General features: G+C 66.2%; 23 protein-coding genes and 2 pseudogenes. 12 read left to right on the top strand and 13 right to left on the bottom strand.

The features are described from left to right. The first annotated feature begins 19 nt into the window (after nt 1–19). Nucleotides 20–427: a F420-dependent biliverdin reductase gene (locus tag ACNQS7_RS01480; RefSeq protein WP_055579687.1), complete on the top strand. Its 408-nt coding sequence runs from the start codon at nt 20–22 to the stop codon at nt 425–427. Between the two features lie 14 nt (nt 428–441). Here ACNQS7_RS01480 and ACNQS7_RS01475 read toward each other — a convergent pair whose 3' ends face one another. Continuing rightward, entirely contained in the window at nt 442–1,902 is a 1,461-nt protein-coding gene (locus ACNQS7_RS01475; protein ID WP_418011131.1) for a hypothetical protein, read from the bottom strand. Between the two features lie 247 nt (nt 1,903–2,149). On the opposite strand from ACNQS7_RS01475, the gene ACNQS7_RS01470 reads away from it, so the two are divergent. From ACNQS7_RS01470 to ACNQS7_RS01460, 3 genes are all read left to right on the top strand, one after another. Continuing rightward, nucleotides 2,150–2,464 carry a DUF2563 family protein gene (locus ACNQS7_RS01470; RefSeq protein WP_418011130.1) on the top strand — a complete coding sequence of 105 codons (315 nt, stop codon included), beginning with the start codon at nt 2,150–2,152 and terminating at the stop codon, nt 2,462–2,464. Nucleotides 2,465–2,466: 2 nt separating this feature from the next. Then, nucleotides 2,467–4,815 carry a hypothetical protein gene (locus ACNQS7_RS01465; protein ID WP_418011129.1) on the top strand — a complete coding sequence of 783 codons (2,349 nt, stop codon included), beginning with the start codon at nt 2,467–2,469 and terminating at the stop codon, nt 4,813–4,815. A 122-nt stretch (nt 4,816–4,937) separates the two neighbouring features. Then, nucleotides 4,938–5,855: a hypothetical protein gene (locus tag ACNQS7_RS01460; protein ID WP_418011128.1), complete on the top strand. Its 918-nt coding sequence runs from the start codon at nt 4,938–4,940 to the stop codon at nt 5,853–5,855. Nucleotides 5,856–6,033: 178 nt separating this feature from the next. Here the strand turns inward: ACNQS7_RS01460 and ACNQS7_RS01455 are convergent, their stop codons facing one another. From ACNQS7_RS01455 to ACNQS7_RS01435, 5 genes and pseudogenes are all read right to left on the bottom strand, one after another. Then, nucleotides 6,034–6,450 carry a low molecular weight phosphatase family protein gene (locus ACNQS7_RS01455; RefSeq protein WP_120795212.1) on the bottom strand — a complete coding sequence of 139 codons (417 nt, stop codon included), beginning with the start codon at nt 6,448–6,450 and terminating at the stop codon, nt 6,034–6,036. Between the two features lie 30 nt (nt 6,451–6,480). Then, entirely contained in the window at nt 6,481–7,149 is a 669-nt protein-coding gene (locus tag ACNQS7_RS01450; protein ID WP_133449264.1) for an arsenate reductase ArsC, read from the bottom strand. Between the two features lie 39 nt (nt 7,150–7,188). Further along, nucleotides 7,189–8,259, bottom strand: a pseudogene (arsB, locus tag ACNQS7_RS01445) (ACR3 family arsenite efflux transporter); the annotation flags it as partial. After that, the gene (locus tag ACNQS7_RS01440; RefSeq protein WP_120795209.1) at nt 8,256–8,621 is read right to left on the bottom strand and encodes an ArsR/SmtB family transcription factor; all 366 of its coding nucleotides are present in this window, start codon (nt 8,619–8,621) and stop codon (nt 8,256–8,258) included. The pseudogene arsB and the gene ACNQS7_RS01440, both read right to left, overlap by 4 nt. Before the next feature lie 102 nt (nt 8,622–8,723). Further along, nucleotides 8,724–9,215, bottom strand: a complete 492-nt coding sequence (locus tag ACNQS7_RS01435) for an ArsI/CadI family heavy metal resistance metalloenzyme (RefSeq protein WP_120795208.1) — start codon at nt 9,213–9,215, stop codon at nt 8,724–8,726. A gap of 101 nt (nt 9,216–9,316) precedes the next feature. Between ACNQS7_RS01435 and ACNQS7_RS01430 the strand changes: the two are divergent. Further along, a pseudogene (locus ACNQS7_RS01430) lies at nt 9,317–9,675 on the top strand (Rv2640c family ArsR-like transcriptional regulator). A gap of 70 nt (nt 9,676–9,745) precedes the next feature. Here ACNQS7_RS01430 and ACNQS7_RS01425 read toward each other — a convergent pair. Both ACNQS7_RS01425 and ACNQS7_RS01420 read right to left on the bottom strand, forming a co-directional pair. After that, nucleotides 9,746–10,399 (bottom strand): adenylate/guanylate cyclase domain-containing protein, encoded by a 654-nt coding sequence (locus ACNQS7_RS01425; protein WP_133449262.1) that lies wholly within the window; start codon nt 10,397–10,399, stop codon nt 9,746–9,748. Further along, a complete protein-coding gene (locus tag ACNQS7_RS01420; protein WP_240743954.1) occupies nt 10,396–11,064 on the bottom strand; it encodes a methyltransferase family protein in 669 nt (222 codons plus the stop codon). The genes ACNQS7_RS01425 and ACNQS7_RS01420 overlap by 4 nt, the downstream gene beginning before the upstream one ends. Nucleotides 11,065–11,139: 75 nt before the next feature. Between ACNQS7_RS01420 and ACNQS7_RS01415 the strand changes: the two genes are divergently transcribed. The 7 genes from ACNQS7_RS01415 (at nt 11,140) to ACNQS7_RS01385 (ending at nt 15,642) form a co-directional block, all read left to right on the top strand. Further along, complete coding sequence (locus ACNQS7_RS01415) at nt 11,140–11,511, top strand: ArsR/SmtB family transcription factor (RefSeq protein ID WP_133449308.1); 372 nt, start codon at nt 11,140–11,142, stop codon at nt 11,509–11,511. After that, nucleotides 11,508–13,463, top strand: coding sequence for a heavy metal translocating P-type ATPase (locus ACNQS7_RS01410; protein WP_240743953.1), 1,956 nt, complete (start codon nt 11,508–11,510; stop codon nt 13,461–13,463). The genes ACNQS7_RS01415 and ACNQS7_RS01410 overlap by 4 nt, the downstream gene beginning before the upstream one ends. 135 nt (nt 13,464–13,598) lie before the next feature. Further along, a complete protein-coding gene (locus ACNQS7_RS01405) occupies nt 13,599–13,940 on the top strand; it encodes a hypothetical protein (protein ID WP_120795205.1) in 342 nt (113 codons plus the stop codon). After that, nucleotides 13,937–14,416: a MerR family transcriptional regulator gene (locus tag ACNQS7_RS01400; protein ID WP_133449261.1), complete on the top strand. Its 480-nt coding sequence runs from the start codon at nt 13,937–13,939 to the stop codon at nt 14,414–14,416. The genes ACNQS7_RS01405 and ACNQS7_RS01400 overlap by 4 nt, the downstream gene beginning before the upstream one ends. 11 nt (nt 14,417–14,427) lie before the next feature. Beyond that, nucleotides 14,428–14,760 carry a YnfA family protein gene (locus tag ACNQS7_RS01395; RefSeq protein ID WP_120795203.1) on the top strand — a complete coding sequence of 111 codons (333 nt, stop codon included), beginning with the start codon at nt 14,428–14,430 and terminating at the stop codon, nt 14,758–14,760. A 26-nt stretch (nt 14,761–14,786) separates the two neighbouring features. Next, entirely contained in the window at nt 14,787–15,152 is a 366-nt protein-coding gene (locus ACNQS7_RS01390; RefSeq protein WP_120795202.1) for an STAS/SEC14 domain-containing protein, read from the top strand. A 163-nt stretch (nt 15,153–15,315) separates the two neighbouring features. Beyond that, nucleotides 15,316–15,642: a hypothetical protein gene (locus tag ACNQS7_RS01385; RefSeq protein WP_120795201.1), complete on the top strand. Its 327-nt coding sequence runs from the start codon at nt 15,316–15,318 to the stop codon at nt 15,640–15,642. Nucleotides 15,643–15,850: 208 nt separating this feature from the next. Here ACNQS7_RS01385 and ACNQS7_RS01380 read toward each other — a convergent pair whose 3' ends face one another. Genes ACNQS7_RS01380 through ACNQS7_RS01360 form a run of 5 tightly spaced genes read right to left on the bottom strand, consistent with a single transcriptional unit; the run spans nt 15,851 to nt 21,796 of the window. Beyond that, nucleotides 15,851–16,282 (bottom strand): transposase, encoded by a 432-nt coding sequence (locus ACNQS7_RS01380; protein WP_120795200.1) that lies wholly within the window; start codon nt 16,280–16,282, stop codon nt 15,851–15,853. Nucleotides 16,283–16,284: 2 nt separating this feature from the next. Further along, a complete protein-coding gene (locus tag ACNQS7_RS01375; RefSeq protein ID WP_205879846.1) occupies nt 16,285–18,540 on the bottom strand; it encodes a tyrosine-type recombinase/integrase in 2,256 nt (751 codons plus the stop codon). After that, a complete protein-coding gene (locus ACNQS7_RS01370) occupies nt 18,527–19,732 on the bottom strand; it encodes a tyrosine-type recombinase/integrase (RefSeq protein ID WP_133449260.1) in 1,206 nt (401 codons plus the stop codon). The genes ACNQS7_RS01375 and ACNQS7_RS01370 overlap by 14 nt, the downstream gene beginning before the upstream one ends. 26 nt (nt 19,733–19,758) lie before the next feature. Then, complete coding sequence (locus tag ACNQS7_RS01365) at nt 19,759–21,009, bottom strand: ImmA/IrrE family metallo-endopeptidase (protein ID WP_120795196.1); 1,251 nt, start codon at nt 21,007–21,009, stop codon at nt 19,759–19,761. Between the two features lie 49 nt (nt 21,010–21,058). Further along, nucleotides 21,059–21,796 (bottom strand): hypothetical protein, encoded by a 738-nt coding sequence (locus ACNQS7_RS01360; RefSeq protein ID WP_011855061.1) that lies wholly within the window; start codon nt 21,794–21,796, stop codon nt 21,059–21,061. Nucleotides 21,797–22,312: the final 516 nt, after the last annotated feature.

The raw sequence follows: 22,312 nt of genomic DNA, 5'->3' as shown, positions 1-22,312 counted from the left end.
TGCGCTAGCGTGAAGGGCGATGGCCAAGACCACGACCCGTCTCACCGACGATGCGCTGGCGTTCCTCTCCGAACGCCATCTGGCCATGTTGACCACGCTGCGCACCGATAATTCTCCGCACGTGGTGGCGGTGGGATTCACCTTCGACCCCAAGACTCACATCGCCCGGGTGATCACCACCGGTGGATCTCAGAAGGCACTCAATGCCGAGCGCGCCGGAGTGGCGGTGCTCAGCCAGGTGGACGGGGCGCGGTGGCTCTCCCTGGAGGGCCGGGCCTTGGTGAACAAGGAACTCGACGCGGTCCGCGACGCCGAGCTTCGTTATGCCCAGCGCTATCGGACGCCGCGGGCCAATCCCCGGCGGGTGGTGATCGAGGTGCAGATCGAGCGGGTGCTGGGCTCGTCGGATCTGCTGGACCGGGGCTAGCGCGGTCTGCCGTCTCACGTAATGGTGTAGTTCACCCATGCCCCGCCAGCCGGTCCGGCTACGGAATGCAGACGGGAATTCTGCACCCCGGTTCGGGGCAGTTGGAACGTGAAGCCTGCCGCCGCGCAGGCCGCCGGGGCATTGGCGAAGGTCACCGGAGCCGTCACAAACCAGGTGCCGGAGGCGTTCTGGCAGGCCGCGGGATGCGTGGCCGCGCACGGTGCAGCCACCCAACGGCTGTCGGTGCTTTGCAGGGTGCAGGTGCCGACGCTCACGCGGGGTTCGTCCGGCGCCCAACTCCACAGCGTGCCCTGGATGCGCCCGTCTTCGGGCAGCAGTTGGTCGAAGCCGAACAGGTTGACGCCGCAGTTCGTCATTGACTGCGCTTTCGGAGGGGTCAGGGCCGCCGGGTTGGTGGGCGGTCGGCTCGGGTTGATGAGGGCCGAGATGAAGGTGGAGTCTTCGTAGTAGCGAACGATTTTCGAGGCGTAGATGGCGGGGCCGTACGTGGCGTCGCATTTCGGATAGGGCTGGTAGTCGAAGGTCGAGCCGCTCTGCACTTCCTGGCCGTCCCAGTTGTAGACCGTGGTACCCCAATTCGGCACACAATCTCCGACGAGTACGACCTGAGCCCCCGCAGTGCGCACGTCGTCACGCGAGATGGTCCGCGGGAAGTCGGCACAACCGTTCGCGGTGATGTCGCCCGGCGCGGGATGGTAGATGAGGCTGGTGCCGTTGGGGCGGCGCAACTGTCGCTCCAGAGAGTCCAGTGCCGAAGCGTAAGCCTTGGCATCTTTCAACTGGTCCTCGATCAGGATCAGGACCACCTCGTCCGGATTGGCGTTGAGCCAATCAGTAATCGCCGGAAGCACTTTGGTGAGTACCGGTTCGGTCGTGCAACCCAGGTTCGCTTGATCGGGCCCGCGTCCGTGGCACACCGTGACGGCACGGTTGCCGAGTTGATCGATCTGCGGGATGTAGTGCAGGTCCAATTCGATGCTGCGCGCGTCGATCTCGAACTGCTGTGGCATTGACAGCTGCTGGTTGGAGTCGGCGTGGGACGGGGTGAACTGGCTGACGAGACTGTTGAACGAGTTGTGGGTGCCAATCCACTGGGCGTCCTTGAAGGGAACCGGGTTGCCCAGAGCGTATTGGAACTGCGCCGTTCGATGTACCCACGACTGCAGGTAGGCAACTGTTGCCGCCTGGGTCACCTTCGAGGCGAGCGGAACCAGGCAGAGGTTGTCGTTGACCCCGACACGACGACATTCCGCGGCCACCGCGTCGGCGAACTTTCCCGTTCCGACGCAGGGAAAAGCGAAGGGGGTGATGGCATTACAGGGTGCCGTCGGTGAAGGGGGTGTCGGGACGTCGTTGACGTCGGCGGTGACCGGTGGCGCCGACGCGAGGGCCAGCATGACTGCGCAGATCACGACGGCGGACTGCAGCCACCGGGCGCATGGGGCGCTTGACATGCGCGAAAGATTGACACGGCTGGGTCGTTGGTACGAGAAATGTTGTCGAACTGTGGGTGTGTTGAAATCACTTCGTTAACATTTGTCTCTTTGGTTTGTCGAGCACCATGAGCCACTTAGGCATCAGCAGCCCCTGGAGCCGGCGGCACCACGTTTGCCCGCCTTTGCGCGACAACTCGCGGTGAATTGCCGGCCACTTCGGGCCGGTTTAGCCTCACCACGATCCAACGACCAGGAGGGAGTGCTGATGTTCGTCGACGCTGGTCTGCTGCGCTCGGGAGGTGATCAATCTCGGCAGGCAGGTGACCACGTGCATCGAGCAGCAGGACATCTTTCGCGGGCAGAGTTGCCAGCCGCGATGTTCGGCGACTTCGCCGCCGCCGAGTCTTTCCACGAGGCGACTGGTTCGGTCCAGGTTCGCCACGCGCAACTCCTGTTGCAGCACAGTCAGATACTGGACAACACCGGCAGTTGTGCCGCAGTGGCTGCCGCGGGTTTCGCCGACATGGACGACAACAACGCGGGGACCGTGCGGGCGGTGCGGTGCGACTCCGCTACCTGAGCGTGGCGCATCTGGTCGCCGAGGTAGGCGGCGACCCATGGGCAGTCAGCAGTAGCCTTCATCGCGGTCGCCCGGCACAAATTTCGGCTCTGGCCCAAGCTTTCCATGATGCCGGGCGGCTGACGGGCGAAGCCGAGTCGGCGTTCAGTGAAGCACGGCGTCGCTTCGAGGCAGCGTGGAACCGCGAGAACGGCGATCACCCGATCAACGATGCGGCCGAAGTTCAACGCGCGACGGGTTCGCTGGGCGTGCAGGCTGCGCAATTGCCGGAGATAGCAATCGATTTGGAGCGCGTGGCGGCGATTCTGGCGGAGGCACAGCGCGCGTCGGCCGGATTGATCCGGGTGCTGGAGGGTCAGTTGGAGGCCGTGGATCGCGAGATTGGCGAAGCTCATCAGCTGTTGGACTCCCACCACCTCCCCATGTCGCACGAGATGGCCCTTGGTGACATCGTCGGTGAACTCGAGCGGCAGGCTATTGACGAAACTGCGGCGGCCCTGCGCCAGATCGAGCACATCCGGGAGATGTATTCGGACCTGTTGAACCGGTTGAAGACTCGGATGCGTGTGCGGGGTGGTTACGACGGGGCGGTCGAGGCGCTGGACGGCACCGAAGCCAGGTCGCCGCAATCACCGACGCAAGCCGAACGAGACGTTCACGCGGCACTTGCCGGCGACCAGTCGGCGGCATCGCGGGTGAACGCCGTCCTGAATTCGATTACTGCCGAGCAGCGATCGGGCCAAAAGCCACTGACGCCGGAGCAGGCATCGGTGCTGAGCCAGTTGCAGGCGCAACAGCACGGGATGTCGATCAACGCGCTGTGGACTGCTGAGCAACGTCTCGGTGACCAGCGGGAGATGATCGCCAATTCGTGGCAGCTGATGAGCAACCCCGCTCTTGCCTTCCCCCGGACCGACCTCAAGCCCGGTGCGATGCAAGGACACGAGATGGCAAGGGGCGGTGAGGCGCAGTTGCCGGAGTATGTGCAGGGCCTGAATTGGGCGTGGCCGGCCTACCTTCCGCAGCTCGGCCTGATTGCGAACATCATGAAAGCAGGCAATCCGGTGTTCCAGACGAATACAGACCTAGACCGGCGAATGATTCGCCATGCGGGCGAGGTCATGAACCTACTGCCGTGGCAACTTGACCTCGCCGGCACCGACGGTCACGAACAGACTGACCGAATCATGGGTTCGGTTGTGGCAGATCTCTTTACGGCGGTATCGGCGGATCACCCCGTAGTCCACGGCATGGTAACCAGCTCGGAAGGAAACGCATTCCTGGACAACATGTCTCGACACTTCTGGTCGGACGGGGGGAAGAGCGCCGCCGCACTCTTCGAGTGGGTTGAGGGCGCTGCACGGGGACCCGAGGCGAAACTCGCCGCCGAAACGGCCAGGTGCTACGGCTTGTATCTAGGTGAGCACGGTGCCGACCTGATGCGCCTTCCCGGTGGACATTCGATGGGTGAGGTGAACCCGCACCTGGTGCGGGGCATGGCACACGGGCTCACGCCCTATATGAGCAATATCGCAGGTGTGCCGGGCGGTTCGCCGGACTTCGGCAACTTTCACGACTCTCCGAATGAAGTGGAAAGCGGAAAGATGCCTTTCGCCAAGCGTGTCTTTTCGGTTCTGAGTACGGACAAGGTGGCCTCGGACTACTTCAACGGTGCCGCCGACCGCCAGGCGCTGCTCGCCGAGGCGGCCTATGCTCGGGAATTAACAAGTCACGCAAACGATCTCAACAGTTACAACGAAAACCTGCACAACGCCATGACGTTGCGCGGGTTGGTCAACTTCGGCATCGACAGCGCAACCCGTGCCGAGGTGGACAACCATGCCGTGAGCCAAGACGCGGCCCAGCAGGCTTCCTACGACCAGCGCAAGACCGCGTATGAAGCCGCCGCGCGGGCGATTACCGGCGCAGTGGGCCTGGTACCCGAGGGCGGTCCCGTCATCGGCACGGGGCTCGGGGTCGCCGCCATCATTGCCGAAAGTGACTTCCTCGGACCGGCCCCCACCGCGTCGTCCCCGAGCGACTACTCCATGCCGTACATGTCCATCGGCTCGGCCGATCGCGAACTGTTGAATGCCGTCATCGCTTCCGGGCAGCGGGTCGCCATCGAGCCCAGTTTCCTGATAGGTGGCCGGATCGGCACGCCGGACGAATTGGCCGGCAGCATCCCGAATCTGACGTCGGCCCACTACGACCACGTTCTCAACGAGGCTTTGACCGAGCTCTTCGCGCAGAGTTTCGGCGATGCTCCAGGACGGCCGTTCATACCCGACCAAGACATGATGAACCGTTACAACCAGTTCGCGAAGGATTCGAGTCCACCGGGCCGCTAGGCCGCTGCACCTCGCGAAGAGTGAGTAACCAAAACCCGCGAAGGGCGATAGCATCCCCACGTGCCGAACGCGCCACTGGCTGACCGCCGCCCTGACGCAGGTCAGGCACTCGGAAGGACGCGATGAGCGGAGACGACGACCAGCTGCGAATCATCCTGGGCCAGCTGTCGCAGCTGTTGGGAATTCCGCCGCCGCCGATGATCACCCCCGATCAGTTGGCCTCCGGGGCGTCGAGCATCAGCCAACTGCTGCGTGCCCTCGGTGCAGCGGCCAATGCTGGCGACGCCGACGACTACGGCGAGGCCCTGTCCGGGCACAACGAGCGCGAAGCCAAGACCTCCGATGCGCTGACCAAGTTCCCGGCTAATGAGGAGCAGGCCGCCGCGCAACTGGCCGGAGTCGGCGGCTCCGGTGAGATGAGCCAGATGCTGCAGCAGATGCCGCAGATGGCCTCCGGTATCGCCGGGGGTATCGCCGGTGTGCTCGGGGGTGTGCTCCAACCACTGAGTCAGATCCCCCAACAGCTCGCCCAGGCCGGTCAGCAGGCCATGCAGGCGGGGATGGGCATGATGCAGCACGGCGCCGGCGCGGCTGAAGAGGCGCCCGAGGAGCTCGGCGGCGCCGAAGGCGGATTGGGCGGTGCGGGTGGCGACTTCTCAGGAGCCGGCGGCGGTAGCGGCAGTGGCGGCGGAGGCGTCGAAGGGACGACGCCAACGGCGATGCTGGGCCCCCCGCCGACGCCCTCGGCCGGCACCGTGCCGGCTTCGTCGCAGGGTGTGACATCGGCGCCTGCTGCCGCACCTGAGCCGGCGCCAGCTCAGCGCGGAGCGATGGGCGCGATGCCGATGATGCCGCCGGGGGGCATGCACGGGGCGGGTGGGGCGAGCGGTGAGGCCAAGCCTGACACCAAGCGCATCGTGGGGCCGACAGTGAAAAACGGGGCGCCGGTATTATCTGTAATCGCTTTGGGGGTGTGTAGGACTGTTACCCGCGTGCGTTTGGGGGTCGGTTTCCTTTGTTGGGGACAGTGTTATCTGTAGTGGTGTCACCGACGTGTTGTGGGTTCGTGGCGGGAACCGGATCGGCCGGCTGGGCGTCTAAACGGGGTATGGATGCTGAGGAGCGCGAAGCCTTTGTGAATGATGGGTTGGATCCGGACGACACGAGCGTTGTTGCCGCGATTGATTTGGTGCGGTGGGAGTTGTCGTTGCTTCTCGGTCAGGACGATTGACTGCTGAGCTCGTCGGCGAGGGCCTGGACGCGGGTGTTGATGTCGTCGCGGATGATTCGCATGCGCTGGATGCCGTCGATACCGCGTAGGGAGGGTTCGTCGGTATCCCAGCGTTGAATGCGGGTGCCGGGGTGGTCGGCGAGGTGGGCTTGGCTGCCGACGATGATAACCAGGTCGGCATCGTCGATCATCTGGTCGGTCAGTTGGGTGGGCTGATGGTAGGTGATGTCGACGCCAACTTCGGCCAGCACCTGCGCTGAGAGAGCGTTGACCGCGGTCTTGGCGTGCGTGCCGGCCGAGGCGATGTGGATGTTGGGTGCGGAGAGGTGGCGCATGAGTCCGGCGGCCATGACGGATTTTCCGGCGTTACTTACGCAGACGAACAACACAGATATGTCAGCCATAATGGTTGTGTCCCTTGGGGTTTTCGTCGGCTAGTTGGTGACGGGCACGTTGAGTTGGGCCAGCAGCTGGTGGATGCGTTGGTCGATCTGGTCGCGGATCGGGCGGACAGCGTCGAGGCCTTGGCGGGCCGGGTCGGGCAGTTCCCAGTTTTCGTAGCGTTTTCCGGGGAAGATCGGGCAGGCGTCGCCGCAGCCCATGGTGATGACGACGTCGGCGGCTTGCACGATTTCGTCGGTCCAGGGTTTGGGGTATTCGCTGGTGATGTCGATGCCGACTTCACGCATGGCTTCGATGGCGGCGGGGTTGATCTCGCTGCCGGGTTCGGATCCGCCCGACCAGGCGAGCGCGTTGTCGCCGGCGTAGTGGGTGAAGAACCCGAGTGCCATTTGGGAGCGGCCGGCGTTGTGGGTGCAGAGGAACAGCACGGTGGGTTTGCCGTCGCTGATCTTGCCTTCGACCCGTGCGAGGGCGTGCAGGCGTTGGCGGGCGAATCGTTCGGCCAGCAGGGGCAGGAAGTTGGCAATGGTGGCGCGGCTGGCGAATTGGTCATACGAGGAGCCGAGATACCGTTCGATGGTTTCGGTGCCGAACGTGTCGGCGAACTCAGATTCCAGCCGGGTGGCGGCAGTTTTCAGCGCGAGTTGTTGGTCGATGGAAAGGTCACCGCGTAGCTGATGGGTCACGGGGCTGTCGGTCATGGTCGATCATTCCGTTCTCGTCGAGCCGGTGGTGGGCACGTGTTGGGAGGTGTGATGGTGGAACCGTTTCCGCAGGGCTAGCGAGACATAGACCAGGGCGACCAGTACCGGAACCTCGATGAGTGGGCCGACCACCCCGGCCAGGGCTTGGCCGGAGGTGGCCCCGTAGGTGGCTATCGCCACCGCGATGGCGAGTTCGAAGTTGTTGCCGGCGGCGGTGAATGCCAGCGTTGTTGTGCGCTCGTAGCCGAGATCCAGCAGCGTGCCGAGCAGGTAGCCCCCGCCCCACATGATCGCGAAGTAGGCCAACAATGGGAGGGCGATGCGGGCTACGTCCCACGGTTGGTGGGTGATCTGATCGCCTTGCAGGGCAAAGAGAATCACGATGGTGAACAGCAGCCCGTAGAGCGCCCACGGCCCGATCCGCGGCAGGAACTTCGACTCATACCACTGGCGGCCCTTCGTCTTTTCTCCGAGGCGCCGCGAGAGGTAGCCGGCGGCCAGTGGGATGCCGAGGAAGATGAGCACGGATTTGGCGATCTGCCAGGGTGAGGTGTCGATGGTGGTTTGTTGCAGGCCGAGCCAGCCGGGCAGCACCGTGAGGTAGAACCAGCCCAGCACGGCGAACATGATGACCTGGAAGATCGAGTTCAAGGCGACCAGGACGGCGGCGGCTTCACGGTCGCCGCAGGCCAGGTCGTTCCAGATGATGACCATGGCGATGCAGCGGGCCAGGCCGACGATGATCAGGCCGGTGCGGTATTCGGGCAGATCCGGTAGCAGCAGCCAGGCCAGGGCGAACATCAGCGCCGGGCCGAGCACCCAGTTCAACACCAGTGAGGAGAGCAGCAGTTTGCGGTCGCCGGTGACGGTGTCGAGGCGGTCGTAGCGGACTTTAGCCAGCACCGGATACATCATGATCAACAACCCGAGCGCGATCGGCAGTGAAATGCCGTCGATCTGAACCTTGTCCAGCGCGCTGTTCAGGCCGGGGATCCAGCGCCCCAGCAGCAGCCCGGCGACCATCGCCGCGCCGATCCAGACCGGCAGGAACCGATCCAGGGTGGAGAGCTTGCCGACCGGTGTCGACGTCGTGGCGGTGTCGGTCATGCCGGCACCCCAGCCGAGGTGCCGAGCAGGACGGTCAGGCTGGCCAGCGCGTCGGGCACGACCGCGTAGTACACCCACGACGCTCGACGCTCCGATGTCAGCAGGCCGGCGTCGCGCAGGACTTTGAGGTGATGGCTCACCGTGGGCTGGGAGACCTCCACCCCGACCGAGATGTCACAGACGCAGGCCTCGCCGCCGGCGTGGCTGGCGATCGCCGAAAACAGCTGCAGCCGCACCGGATCGGCCAGGGCTTTGAGCTTGACCACCATATCGATGGCCTCAGCTGCTGTGAGGGGTTCGCGCAGCAGGGCCCCGGGTGGGCAGCACGTCTCGTCGTCGACCTGGACCGGTGATTTCGACATACATCAATATTGATACTCATCGAATCCATCGTCAAGTCGGGTGGTCGATCGCGGAGGGCCCACCATCATGGCGATGGTGGGCCCTTGGTGCCGCGAGTTGGGTCAGCAGCAGGACGTGGTCTTGGCCGTTTCAGGCTCGGCCTCTGCGGCAGCGGTGCCGCCACAGCAGACGCCACCACCCTGGTCAGCCTCGCCGCCGGCGAGCAGCTGGGGACTGGTGCCGAACGTCTCGGAGTCGGCCAGCACGGTGTAGACCTCCCATTTCTCGCCGGCCGGGCCGGTGACCCAGACCTTGTCCTGGGTGGCAAAACAACAGGTGGTGCCGATCTCCTCGTCGGTGAACAGGCCTTCGCCGGTCAGTCGGGCGATCTCGGCGTGCACCTTCTCGCTGGACTCGACCTCGACACCGAGGTGGTTGATGGTGCCGCCCTTGCCGGGGTTTTCCAGCAGCACCAGCTTCAGTGCCGGCTCGGTCACCGCGAAGTTGGCGTAGCCGGGCTTCACCTTGGCCGGGGAAATGCCAAACAGTTTGGTGTAGAACGTGATCGCCTCGTCGAGATCGTCGACGTTGAGCGCTAACTGAACACGGGACATGATCCACCTCCACTGAGGATGAGACATATATCGAACTGACGCGTCCCGCTCAGAATGCCACCTTTTCGATATATGTCAAGAATTGTGGCAGGATGGTTGTCATGCCCAAAGCGTTGCCCGTGATCGACATGTCCGCCCCGGTGTGCTGCGCCCCGGTGGCCGCCGGGCCGCTCAGCGACGCCGATGCCCTGGAGGTGGCGATGCGGCTGAAGGCGCTGGCCGACCCGGTACGGGTGAAGATCATGTCGCTGATGTTCAGTTCGCGCCCCGGGGGGAGACCAGCGCGCATCTGGCCGCGGTGCTCGATCTGGCCGAATCCACCGTGAGTCATCACTTCGGGCAGCTGCGTAAGGCCGGGCTGGTGATCTCCGATCGGCGCGGCATGAACGTTTTTCACCGGGTGAAACCCGAAGCCCTGCAAGCCCTGTGCGTGGTGCTCGACCCGAACTGCTGCACGTAGCCCAAGGGGCGCTGTCGGGGTTGCTTTCGAGGGGTGCGGTCACCGTGGTGAATAGCCCCGCGGCGGGCCGTCACGAGTGGCGCGGCGAAGGGTCGGCGCAGTCGGCCGAGCAGAACCACCAATCCCGGCCGCCGTGGTGGCGGTGAGCGGGTGCGGTCGCCGGGTCGATACGCATGCCGCAGACCGGGTCACGCGGATAACGGGCCGCGGCCAGCGCGATCCGGTGCAGCGGGACCGCGGTGGTGATATTGCGCAGCACCGGCGCACCGATCGGTGTGGTGGGCAACCCGATCCCGGTGGCCGCCGGCACGATCGCGTCGGTCAGCACCGCGTCGCCGGCGCCGGCCAGGGCGGTGATGCGGGCGGCGATATTGACCGCATGCCCAAAGAAATCGCCGCCGCGGCCGATGGCGGGCCCGTGGTGGATGCCGGCCCGTATCGGCAGAAATCCGTCGGCAGCGGCCACCCGGTCGGCCAGGACGGTGATCGTGGCCATCATCTGGCTGGGGGTGGCGGCGGCCAGCATGACCGCATCCCCAATCGTCTTCACCACCTGCACCCCGGGCCCGAGGGCGGCGTGGGCGAGGTCGGCCAGCCGCGCCGCCAACTGGGCGGCCTCCCGATCGCCGCAGGCCTCGGTGAGCACGCTGTAGCCGGCCAAGTCGACGAAGGCCACCGTCACCTCCACCGTGGTGAAGTCAATGGTGGTGTCGGGCAACATCATTGGCCCCGCATCATCTGACGATCGCGGATGCGGCCGATCCACGGCAGGAAGCGGCCCACCGTAGCGGCGTAATCGGTGTAGGCGCGGCCATGGACCCGGCGCAGATAGGGTTCCTCCACCCCACGCACCTGCACCTCGATCCCTACGACCGCGATCACCAGCCCGGCGATCGCCACCAGGTTGCCCACCATCAGCGCCAGGCCGATCAAGGTGACCAGCAGCGCGGTGAAGATCGGGTTGCGCACCAGCGCGAACGGGCCGGTGGTGACCAGCTCGGTGGTTTCGGTGTCGTCGACCCCGATCCGCCACGACGCCCCCAACCCCAACTGCGCGACCAAGGTCAGCACGATCCCGCCGGCCACCACCACGACCCCGAACCCCTGCACCCATCCGCGGTCGAAAACGCCCAGGGCAGACAGGCCGGCCAGGGCGGCGGCCGGTGCCCCGACCCCCACCAGCAGATACCCCACATCGGCGACCGCCAGCGCCCACCACTCCAGCGTCGGCTCGGGGCGCCAACCGCGCCGGTTGCCGCTGTCACCGGTGCGGGCCAGCTGAATCCGGCGCCGCCACGCCCCGATCACCAGCATCAACACCACAAACAAGCCCAGCGCCGCATAGGCCATCGCGCACGCCCCCTTCCCGGCCGGCTTGACCAAACCCACCCCGGCATCGTTGCTTGGCGATGTTGCCCGGCTTGACCGATCAATGATGTGTGACGCTATCATCGTCGTGTGGCGATGAAAAGTGGTGTGGTCGAGGCCCCGGTGTGCGGGAGCTTGGATGCGGCGACGGCGTTGTTTCACAGCCTGTCCGATGGCACCCGGTTGGCGATCCTGCGGCGGCTGGCCGTGGGTGAGGCCCGGGTGGTGGATCTGACCGGCGAGCTGGGGTTGGCGCAGTCGACGGTGTCGGCGCATCTGGCCTGCCTGCGCGACTGCGGCCTGCTCGATTACCGGCCGCAGGGCCGGGCCTCGGTGTACCGGCTGGCCCGCCCGGAGCTGTTGGAGATGTTTCGCGCCGCCGAAGCGGTGCTGGAGGCCACCGGCAACGCGGTCGCGTTGTGCCCCAACTACGGCCACCCCACCACGCGGAAGAAGGCAACACGATGAGCGAAGCGTGCGGCTGCGGCAACGACCGCGACGAGGACGAACGCGAACCCGAACGGCTCTGGGAGGTCAGCGAACTACGCGCCGCCGCCGCGGCCGGGGTGCTGCTGCTGGCCGGCTACGTCGTGGGCTGGACCGACGGGCCGCGGCCGATCGAAATCGGCCTGTACGCGCTGGCGTTGGCGATCGGGGCTGCGACGTTCGTGCCCTCGACCGTGCGGCGGCTGGCCAAAGGCCAGATCGGGGTCGGCACGCTGATGACGATCGCCGCGGTCGGCGCGGTGATCCTCGGCGAGGTCGGCGAGGCCGCCATGCTGGCGTTCCTGTTCTCGATCAGCGAGGGGCTGGAAGAATACTCACTGGCCCGCACCCGCCGCGGCCTGCGCGCATTGCTGTCACTGGTGCCCGATCAGGCCACCGTCCTGCGCGACGGCACCGAAACGGTCGTTGCGCCCAACGAGTTGCGGGTCGGCGATCGGATGCTGGTCAAACCCGGCGAACGGGTCGCCACCGACGGCACCATCGTGTCGGGGCGCACCGCACTGGATGTTTCGGCGATCACCGGCGAATCCGTACCGGTGGAAGCCGGGCCCGGCGGTGAGGTGTTCGCCGGGTCGATCAACGGCACCGGCGTGCTGGAGGTCGAGGTCACCAGCACCGCCGCGGATAACTCCCTGGCCCGCATCGTGGCCATCGTGGAAGCCGAACAATCCCGTAAAGGTGAAGCCCAGCGCCTGGCCGACCGCATCGCCAAACCCCTCGTCCCGGCCATCATGATCGCCGCCGCCGCGATCGCTGCCATCGGGTCAATCCTGGGTGATCCGGTGGTGTGGATCGAACGCGCCCTGGTGGTACTGGTCGCCGCGTCGCCGTGCGCGCTGGCGATTTCGGTGCCGGTCACCGTGGTCGCGGCGATCGGCGCGGCCAGCAAGCTCGGTGTCCTGGTCAAAGGCGGCGCCGCGCTGGAAGCCCTCGGCGCGGTGCGCACCATCGCCCTGGATAAGACCGGCACCCTGACCGCCAACAAACCCACCGTCATCGACGTGGCCACCACCAACGGGGCCACCCGCGAACAGGTGCTCGACGTGGCGGCCGGGTTGGAGGCGCGCAGCGAACATCCCCTGGCCGCAGCGATCCTCGCCGCCACCGATGGCCCGGTCCGCCCGGCCGAGGATGTCGAAGCGGTCACCGGCGCCGGGCTCACCGGCCACCGTGACGGCCGCCGGCTGCGGCTCGGGAGACCCGGCTGGCTCGATGCCGGCCCGCTGGCCGACCAGGTCGCCGCGATGCAGGCCGGCGGCGCCACCGCGGTCCTCGTCGAAGACCACGACCACCTGATCGGCGCGATCGCGGTGCGTGACGAACTGCGCCCCGAAGCCGCCCACGTCGTCGCGGCGCTGCGCCGCGGCGGCTATCGGGTGGCGATGTTGACCGGCGACAACCCAGCGACCGCGACCGCCCTCGCTGAACAGGTCGGGATCGACACCGTGCATGCCGACCTGCGACCCGAAGACAAAGCCGCCCTGATCGCTCAACTGCGCCAACAACAATCGACCGCCATGGTCGGTGACGGCGTCAACGACGCTCCCGCCCTGGCGACTGCCGACCTGGGCATCGCCATGGGGGCGATGGGCACCGACGTGGCCATCGAAACCGCCGACGTCGCCCTCATGGGCGAAGACCTGCGCCACCTCACCCAAGCCCTCGATCACGCCCGCCGGGCCCGGCGCATCATGCTGCAAAACGTCGGACTCTCCTTGGGCTTGATCACCGTACTCATCCCGCTGGCCCTCACCGGAATATTGGGGTTGGCCGCCGTCGTCGCGGTGCACGAACTCGCCGAGATCGTCGTCATCGCCAACGGCGTCCGCGCTGGGCGCACCAAACCCCTCGACGAGGAGATCGCTGCCGCCCAGCCGGCCACCGCACCAGCGCCAACCGCAACGATCCGTTGACCGTCGCGCCCGAACACCGAAAAGATGGTGGTCAGGTGCTGTGGTGGGGTGCTGCCCCGGTCGAGCACGGCGTGCCAGCGTGCCTGGCCATGCAGGGTTGCATTCCGTACCTAGGTACAGGTTTATCGTCGAGCTATGGCGTTCGATGAACCCCCCGGCTGGGTGCCCGAGTCGTGTTCGTTACCGACGGCCGAGCAACCGCTGCGGGTGGCCGAGTTCGACCGGTTGTTCGGTCAAGCAGTGCTGGGTTGGGACCGACCCAGTGCCACCCGGTTGGACCTGGCCCTGGCCGCCGATGCCGAGGACGACGCCCGTGACCTGGCCGCGCGTGAAGTCGGCTGCTGCTCGTTCTTCGGCTTCGAGTTCGACTCGGACGGGTCGAATGTGGTCATGCGCATCGAGGTGCCGCCGTCGCGGGCCGAGGTGCTTGATGCCGTGACCGAGCGGGTCGCAGCAGCTGTGCGGGGCCCACGGTGAACGGGACGGGATTGCGCAGCGGGCAGGTCGCGGCCGCGGCGGGGGTGAACATTGACACGCTGCGCTATTACGAGCGCCGCGGTCTGCTGCGTGAGCCGCAACGGTCGCTGGGTGGGCATCGGCTGTATCCGCCGGAAACGGTCACCATGATGCGGGTGATCAAAGCCGCCCAGCGTTTGGGCTTCACCCTCGACGAAGTCGCCGAATTGTTGGCCGCCACCCGCCTCGGTGGCCGTTCTGATGTGGGGCTGCAGGCACGGGCCGCGGCCAAGCTGGCCGAGGTCGACGAGAAATTGGTCGAGCTGACCGCGGTGCGCGACACGCTGCGCGCCGCGCTGGCCGCCGGCTGTGACGATCTCCTGGCATGCGTCGAGAGTCCTTGCTGCCCACTGCCATTCACTACCGGGAACGATAGCGCGATGGGAGGTGGCACCCAGGGGTGCTGCAGCCCCTCAACGTCGGGCCCGATCGCCTAGGGTCACCGATCATGGTGGTGCGTTCAATCCTGTTATTCGTGCTGGCCGCGGTAGCCGAGATCGGCGGTGCGTGGCTGGTATGGCAAGGCGTCCGCGAACAACGCGGCTGGCTGTGGGCCGGGCTGGGAGTGATCGCGCTCGGCGTCTACGGGTTTGTCGCTACCCTGCAGCCCGACGCTCACTTCGGCCGGATTCTGGCGGCCTACGGTGGGGTGTTCGTCGCGGGATCGCTGGTCTGGGGCATGGCGCTGGATGGGTTTCGGCCCGATCGCTGGGATGTGATCGGGGCCCTGGTCTGCATGGCCGGGGTGGCGGTGATCATGTACGCACCCCGCGCACACTGACACCCTCTTCACGAGGCGGTGAGGCTGTGATCGAGTTCCTGCCGGACACGACCGGCAATGTCGTCGGGATCAGTTTTCGCGGCAAGCTGTACCGAGGGAGCTACCGCGACGTGCTCGCGCCGCGCATCGAGTCGTTGTTGGAGCGCTTCGCGTCACTGCGGGTGTTGATCCTCATCGACGAATCGTTTAGGGGCTGGAGTGTTCCCGCGGCGTGGGCCAACACGGTTTTCGACGTCAAGCACCGACGGGACTTCGACAAGATCGCCATGGTGGGTGCCCCGACATGGGAGGAATGGTGCGTAAAAGCACCCGCTACGTTGCTGCTGCGCGGCGAACTGCGGACTTTCCCCCGCAGTCAACTCAACCAGGCATGGGAGTGGCTGCACTCATAGCCACCCGTTCGTCGATTCGTCGACTCGGCCACTGCCTCACCTCAGACGACAGTCGACCGACGACGATTGCGGTTCCGCAGACGGGATCGTCGAACTGAGCTCTTCCAGAAATGGCTCGACGACACCAGGCAACGTCGAACGTCAATCCGCGGCATCCGGCGACGTGGGTGAACCATCCGGTGTGGCAGCCAATTTCGCTCGCACCGGCCGCTGCCACCTCGTCAGCGGGTTGCTCGGCAATCGCCGAACTCACCCACCAGCCGCCCTGGCCGAGCAGCAGCGACAACTCCCACCGCACAACAGCAACCGCCATCACCACCTGCTCGTCATCCGGATCAACACCCTCATCCACGAGCGCCGGGCGCTCCTCAGCATCCACACCCCATCGGACAGCCAACCCGCCGCTCCGGTTGCCGACCAGACCCGCACGGCAACGGTGACGCCACTACACATCCCCGCCACCCACGGCGGTCACCAGCGAGAACGTTGACTCGCGCCCGACCGCCGACCGAGAGTTCGAAAACACCGGCAACCGACCATCAAGGACATCCCTACAGATAACACTGTCGCTCACGATCAGAACCAATCCCTTACCCCGTCAGCGACAGTCAAGGACACCGCAATACGGCCAACAGGTAACCCCGCTCCTGTTTTGCCGGGCGCAGCTCGACCATTTCGCCGGGGTTGGGCTGCCGGTGTCATCCTTGCCGGGCGGTGCCGTGCTCACCGGTGGCGCCCAGGCGGTGGATTTCACCGTGGGCGGCGGCCAGGTCGTGTTTGAGCTGTTTGATTTCGGCTTTGAGTGCGCTGATGGTGGTTTCGTAGCCGCGTTTTTGGGTGCGCAGCTGTTCACGCAGCGCTGCGGTGACACTCGAGGGCGTCGCGGCGTTGTCGGGGGCCGCGGTGCTCAGCCGTGGCGCAGGAGTGTTGGCGGCGGCTTTGACCTCGGCCAGCAGGTCGGCGTGGTTGTAGATGGTCTTGCGGGAGACATCGGCGTAGCGGGCCAGGGCGTTGGGGTTGATGGTCAGGCCTTTGCGTTGCATTTCGCGCAGCGCCTTTTTGATCTTGGCGCGGGCTTGGTTGCGGCTCTTGGTCGAAGCACGGCGCAGCCCGTCGAGGGAACGGGGCATACTCACCGCCCGCCGGGGCGTGGGCGCGGTTGGCCGGCCTTGTCGAGAGCCGACTGGTGTGCCCCGCGGGTCTGGATCTGCAGCAGCGGCAACCGAGGCGCGGTCCCCGCGCCGGCCACCGATCCCTGCCCTGGTGTCTGCCCGGGTGTGTTGAGGCGATCGATGATGGCCTGCAGCGAGGCGATTTCGCGGCGCCGCTCGATGATCCAGATGTTGTCGTCGGTCAGCTCGCGTCCGGCGCGTGCCCGGTACTGCTCACGGCGGGTGGCGATCAGTGCTTCGGTGGCGGCCAATTGCGCACGCAACTCGCCCAGATGCGTGGCGTCGGTGGCGAAATGCCCGCACGATAGACAGGCGTTGCCCTTGTCGCAGGTCTTCAGCGGCGGCAGCAGACACACCCCGTTGGGTAGCACCCGGTCGGTGCGCGCGGCCAGCTGAGTCATCTCGTAGATGTCGTGCGGGGCGATATCCACCTCGGCGCCATGTGCACCGATCTTTTTGTGCTTGAGGAATTCTGCTTCGGCGGTGGCTGCCAGGGTGGCCGCATACCGGGCGGTCATCTCCGGGCTCTTATGCCCGAGGTAGCGCTGAACGACGTGAAACGGGACGCCGTCGTTGAGTAGCTCGGTGGCCCGGGTATGGCGCAGCCGATGGGTTTGGGTGAACCGCAGCGGCCGGCCCGCGTGATCGGTCATCGAGTGCATTGCGTCGAGCTTTTCCAGCATCGTGCGGTAGGTGGTGTAGGGCCGCGGCCGCTGGCCGCGGTATTGGTTTTTCAGCCCCAGAAACAGATACCGCGGATTCAGTTGCGGGTAGGTGGCTTTGAGCCAGTCTTGCTGTTCGGTGATGATGTCGACGACGGCCTGCTCCACCAGGATGGTCGGGATGACCCCGTCGACTTTGGTCTGCTGATAGCGCAGCCGGGCCACGAACGCCGCACTGTCGGGTTGGCTGCCCACGGGACGGTCGTGTCCGGGAATCGCCTCAAGCGGGTCGTGGTCGAGCATGAGGATTTCGGAGGCGCGCCGCCCGGTCAGCGCTTGCAGCAGCCACACCCGCGCGGCCTGCGGATCGCCCAGGCCCGGCAGGACGGTCAGATTCCCATCCGCCCGGGTCAGCACCACCTTGGCCTTGGCATCGGCGGCCAGCACGTCCAGGTAGGTCAGCATGCGCTGCAGATCCCCGGTCGAATACCAAGTCAGGTCGCGTTCACCGCGGCGCCGGCGCGGAGCGTTCAGCGGCGACCACAACGCGGTGTGGGTCAGCGTGGCTTGGCGCCACCGGGGGTTGCCGGTGGCGGTGGCCGCTTCGGCGGCGTGATCGTGCATGAACGTGTAGAACGCCTGGGTTTGGGCTTGCAGGCTGGCCACGGTGCCCGCGGTCAAACGGTGCGAGTGGGTGGCGGCCTGCGGGGAGCGCAGATACTCCAGGTAATCGACGAACACCTGCCGCAACCGATCGGGATCGGTACTGAACAGGGGGTCGTCGAGGTGGCCGTGGCTGCGGGTGAACCGGCCCAGCTGCGATCCCAGATTGCGGCACCGGTCGGTGACCGAGGACCAGGTCAGCAGATCGTAGGTCAAGGCGCTGCGCAGCCAGAACCGCAATCCTTCACGCAGCCAGGCCGGTTCGATGCCGCGCAGCCGGACCGTCTTGTCGTGGCTGGGTTCATGATCGCGTTGCGGAATCCGCGGATCAGCACGCAGATCCCAGATGTCATGCGACCACCACGGGGCCTCGGTGCAGCGCACCGCCACGCTCAGGTGCAGATGCTCGATCAGGTGGCCGATGTTGCGCCGCGAACCGGCCGAGGGCAACCGGTGGTTGCGCCGTTCAAACACCAGCGTGGCCTGCCGCATCATCTCGGTCGGGTCCAGCTCAGCGACGCTGACCGGCGAAGACCCGGTGCGACTGGTGTGCTCGGCGATTGCGCCCGGCAGCGCGCGGGCCAGCCAGCCCAGCAGCGACGGCTCGATCTTGCGCAGCTGTTGATCCCAGCACAGCCACACCCACCAGGCGATCTCCTGGCCGAAACGCACCGGCGCACCCATCGGTGTGTAGTCGCGTTCGGTCTCGGCGTATTCGGGGCGGCGGTACTGGCTTGCGAAGACGAACACCTCGTCAAACGGGGCGGTGGCGATCCGGTAGACCGAGCGCCGCCACGGTGTGGGAACCCGAGCCCACTGCGCTTCCCACGGGTGCGCGGCCCCCAGCGGTCCCGCCCCGGTCACCGCCGCCGGCGGATCAGTCGGAGGAATCATGGTGCACGCCTTTCCATCCGGCCACGTAGTTGCGCCACTGAGCCAGGGTGCGCATCTCGGCGTCCTCGGTGACCCACCCGTAGGTCGACAGCGTGGTCTGAATGTCGGCATGACCCAGCCGGCGCATCACCACATGCGGCGGGGCGCCCGAGAGCAGCAGCGCGGTGGCATGGGTGTGGCGCAGCCAGTGCGGCGTCCACTGCCGCGGCAGCGCAGGGCACCGATAGGTCAGGGAATCGACTTTGGCGTAGACGGTTTCGGGTCGCGTCGGGGCGAACCGCTGGCCACGGACCAGGTTGACGAACACAAAATGGGTGTCCAGATCCGGCACCACCAGATCGGCCCCGCGGTCCACCAGATGCCACACATATGCCGAATACAGTGCCTCCAGGTCATCCCCGATATAGATCCGGCGGGCCCGCAGCGTCTTACCGCGCACCCCGCGCGGATGGTCCTGGCGCGCGGCCACATCGATAAACGGTGTGCCCCCGGCGCCGATATGAAAATCCTGGTGCCGCAACGACAACGCCTCACCCAGGCGCATCCCGGTCTCGGCCAGCACCGCGAACAGCAACCGGTCCCGCAACCCCGAGTCCGGCCCCGACCACTGCTGCCCACTCTGGGTGGCGCAGCCGTCGAGGATCGCGCTGACCTGGGCGGGCAACAACACCGGTGTCGCCGCCCGGTTGCCGCGGCGCACCGTGTAGACCGGTCGGTCCTTGACCCGCGGCGACCCCACCCCGGCCAGCATCGGCACATACCGTGACCGGGAGCGCTTGCCGCGACTGATGAACAGCCGCTGATACGGCCCAGCCAGGCCGTGCGCATCGGCATGGAAGCGATAGCACGCCAGCACCGCCGCCGCCCGCAACTGCGTGCTCGCCGGACTCAGCCAGCCTTGCGGTGCTCCGATGCGCGCGGTGCCCGGCAGATCGCCGGTGCGCAGATAAGCCAGAAACTGGCCGAACAATCCCGTGGAGATCTCACGCCAATCCGTGCCGGTGTGTTCCAACACCGTCCACCACGCCGCCAACCCGGCCGCATACGCCTTGACGGTGTTCGGCGAGGCCTCATCATCGCGCAGAAACTGCAAGAACTCCTCAGCCGCCCTGACCGGCAGGCCATCGGCGCCCAGCACCGTGTAGGTGTCGGGCCGATCGGTCAGAGCAACCCGCTGTGTGCGTGACATCCCCCCGACCGCCCCCGACCGCTTCTCTAGGCCTGCCGGCGGGCCCGTTCAAACGGCACCACGATCTGCCCACCATCACCGGGCCCCTCGCCGTCGCCATCACCGGCACTCTTGACCCGGGCCACCCGAAGCCGAGCCCGCCCCGGGGCGTCACGCTGACCGGCCAACACATCGGCCATCAGATCCGCCGGGAAAATCAGGTTGTGCGCCATCAACGCCTCGGCCGACGCGGTGCCATAGCAGGCCTCGATCCATTTGCGCAGCAACCGCGGCCGCTCCGGCTTACGCGCATCCCAACCCGGCTCGGTCTTACCCCACGTGTGCCCGGTATCGGTGTTGATCCTGGTATACAGCTGCTTCTGCAATGTCTCCGCCCGCGCATTGTCGATCAGCTTCGACTCGCGCAAGTGCAAAATCAACGCCCCCAACGAGATCCGCCACTTCAACTTCACATCGACCAAATCGTTCAAAGTCGGGGCCACCGGAATCTCCGGTGCGATCGCCTCGGCCGGCGCCAACAACTCCGAGGCGAACCGGGAGGCCTCACGCTCCTCCGCATCGCTCACATCGCCATACCGGTGCAACACCAAATGCCCGATCTCATGGGCGATCGTCCAGCGCGTGCGCTCCCAGGAATCCAGTGCCCGCAACAACACCACCGGTCGCTCCCGGTAGGCACCGGTACGCGCCGAGCACCCCAAATGCTTCTCAGTCAACGCTCCGGCCGGATCCTCATCCTCACTGTCCCAGTCGACACTGCCCGAGATACGAGAATGCTTCATCCGCAACACCACTGGAACGCCGGCAGCCTCCAGCTCGTAGGTCAACGACTTGATCGGCACCCCCGGCTCCACGCCCAACCACTGGCGGGCCTGGGCCGCCGCGGTCACCACATCGGTACCCGCCGGCAGCGGCTCCAGACGCACCGCGGGCAACTTGGCCTGCCCGTTGAGCTGATCGAGCAGATCACCCACCACATTGGCGAACACCGCCAGGTACTCCTTCTCGGTGACCCTGGTGGATTTCGGTGCGCGAAACAGCAAGTCGTGAGCGAACACTCGCGATACCGGGGCAGTGGTGAAAAACGCCGCCGGGAACCGCAACAACGTCGCCAGCCGGTTGAACTCGGTAGCATCCAGCAGCGCGGTTTCGGCCTGCTCCAACCGGGTCTGCCGAGGCGAGCGCCACCCCATGTGATCCATCACCGCCGTGCCCGACAGTCGCCGCAACACCCGGGCCTGGCGGACCCGGACGCCGAACACCTCGACGGTTGTCATCGCCGACCACCTCGTCCCCGGTAGCCTCCGGCCGGTAGCACGCCATCGCCTAAGCCCCCGAATCCTCGCCCGCAGAAGGGTTTTCGGGCCACTGCTCGTCGAAGTCGCGGTCGTCCTCGTCGTCCTCGACGTCCTGCTGAGCAATCTCGGCCGCTGTCTTCGGTCGGATCGCCGCCGGCAGATCGACGAACGCCACAATCCGCTCGTCGGACGTGTCGATCTCCTCGACCATCGCCAGGATGCCTCCGGCCACCGACAACCGGCCCGGGGTCTCCCACCAGTACAGGACCAAATCCCAGTTCTGCCCGATCCCCGGCGGGCCCATCACCCGCTGCGACTCCGGCTCGTCGTCGTCGAGCACCATCTGCCGCCCCGGCTTCGGCGCCGGCATCGCCAACTGCTGCACCACCGCCCCGAGCGCCTCGGCCTCCTTCGGCGACATATGGCGCACCCGCGCGAACGCCATATCTGAATCGCCGAATCGCACCGAAACCCCCGGACCCGACGACATCTGCAGTGTCGAATCCGGCCCGCACGATGCGCTCCGCGACGGTGTGCGCGGCGGGTTGTCGAACCGAGAGCGCGCATCGATCGCGTTCATCGCCAACACCCTGGTCCGCACATCCGAACACAGCGTTCCGCCGTGCAACCTCATCGGATCGGGAAACTCTTCTGCCCACGAGGCCAAGGTCTTGTCGAACGCCAGCCCGATCTCGCCCAGCAGCATGGCCAACGCCACACGATGCTGGACCACCAGCCGCCTCAGCAACTCCAACGGAACCGCCATGGCAGAAATTCTGCATGGTTTTACCTACATCACCGGGTAGGCGCGCCGCGTGTCGGGGTGTCATTCTTGGTGCCTCGTCATAATCGAATTCTACATGTGTAAGACGTCAAATGCACTGCAAACACGGCACTTTCGCGCGATTCGCGTCACCAATTCGAGCTCCAAACCCGCACGTGGCCGCACCCCAGGCGGCGCGCGGAGCCTCAGCCCGATGGCGCATGGGCTGGCCGGCCGGAGCGCACCGCGCAAACACGTGTCGAGTGTGACCGATGGGGCGAATGTGACTCAGGAGGTAATCGGCGTGTCGCTCGGATCGGCAGCGGAAAGGCCGTGTGCACCTTACTGACGACCCACGCCACGGTCACAACCGGCCCGAGCGCCGCTGCCGGTCTGCGCCCGCGGTGAACGTTGACCACATGTGTACAACGCTGGGCCCGTCGCCTGGACGCCCTCTACATGTACCAGTCGTCACAACCAGCATCTATCGCGATCAACCCAAACCCTATTCCAGATAAG

Source organism: Mycobacterium sp. 23 (assembly GCF_048287075.1).
Taxonomy (GTDB): Bacteria; Actinomycetota; Actinomycetes; order Mycobacteriales; family Mycobacteriaceae; genus Mycobacterium; species Mycobacterium gordonae_B.
This window is presented reverse-complemented; position numbering and strand designations above follow the sequence as displayed.

Coding starts and splice junctions, on each gene's coding strand:
- ACNQS7_RS01425 (WP_133449262.1), bottom strand. CDS start 10,399: ATGATGTTGCCCGACACCACCATTGACTTCACCACGGTGGAGGTGACG.
- ACNQS7_RS01360 (WP_011855061.1), bottom strand. CDS start 21,796: ATGGCGGTTCCGTTGGAGTTGCTGAGGCGGCTGGTGGTCCAGCATCGT.
- ACNQS7_RS01380 (WP_120795200.1), bottom strand. CDS start 16,282: ATGCCCCGTTCCCTCGACGGGCTGCGCCGTGCTTCGACCAAGAGCCGC.
- ACNQS7_RS01395 (WP_120795203.1), top strand. CDS start 14,428: ATGGTGGTGCGTTCAATCCTGTTATTCGTGCTGGCCGCGGTAGCCGAG.
- ACNQS7_RS01365 (WP_120795196.1), bottom strand. CDS start 21,009: ATGACAACCGTCGAGGTGTTCGGCGTCCGGGTCCGCCAGGCCCGGGTG.
- ACNQS7_RS01470 (WP_418011130.1), top strand. CDS start 2,150: ATGTTCGTCGACGCTGGTCTGCTGCGCTCGGGAGGTGATCAATCTCGG.
- ACNQS7_RS01450 (WP_133449264.1), bottom strand. CDS start 7,149: ATGACCGACAGCCCCGTGACCCATCAGCTACGCGGTGACCTTTCCATC.
- ACNQS7_RS01440 (WP_120795209.1), bottom strand. CDS start 8,621: ATGTCGAAATCACCGGTCCAGGTCGACGACGAGACGTGCTGCCCACCC.
- ACNQS7_RS01405 (WP_120795205.1), top strand. CDS start 13,599: ATGGCGTTCGATGAACCCCCCGGCTGGGTGCCCGAGTCGTGTTCGTTA.
- ACNQS7_RS01475 (WP_418011131.1), bottom strand. CDS start 1,902: ATGTCAAGCGCCCCATGCGCCCGGTGGCTGCAGTCCGCCGTCGTGATC.
- ACNQS7_RS01410 (WP_240743953.1), top strand. CDS start 11,508: ATGAGCGAAGCGTGCGGCTGCGGCAACGACCGCGACGAGGACGAACGC.
- ACNQS7_RS01415 (WP_133449308.1), top strand. CDS start 11,140: ATGAAAAGTGGTGTGGTCGAGGCCCCGGTGTGCGGGAGCTTGGATGCG.
- ACNQS7_RS01370 (WP_133449260.1), bottom strand. CDS start 19,732: ATGTCACGCACACAGCGGGTTGCTCTGACCGATCGGCCCGACACCTAC.
- ACNQS7_RS01460 (WP_418011128.1), top strand. CDS start 4,938: ATGAGCGGAGACGACGACCAGCTGCGAATCATCCTGGGCCAGCTGTCG.
- ACNQS7_RS01480 (WP_055579687.1), top strand. CDS start 20: ATGGCCAAGACCACGACCCGTCTCACCGACGATGCGCTGGCGTTCCTC.
- ACNQS7_RS01455 (WP_120795212.1), bottom strand. CDS start 6,450: ATGGCTGACATATCTGTGTTGTTCGTCTGCGTAAGTAACGCCGGAAAA.
- ACNQS7_RS01435 (WP_120795208.1), bottom strand. CDS start 9,215: ATGTCCCGTGTTCAGTTAGCGCTCAACGTCGACGATCTCGACGAGGCG.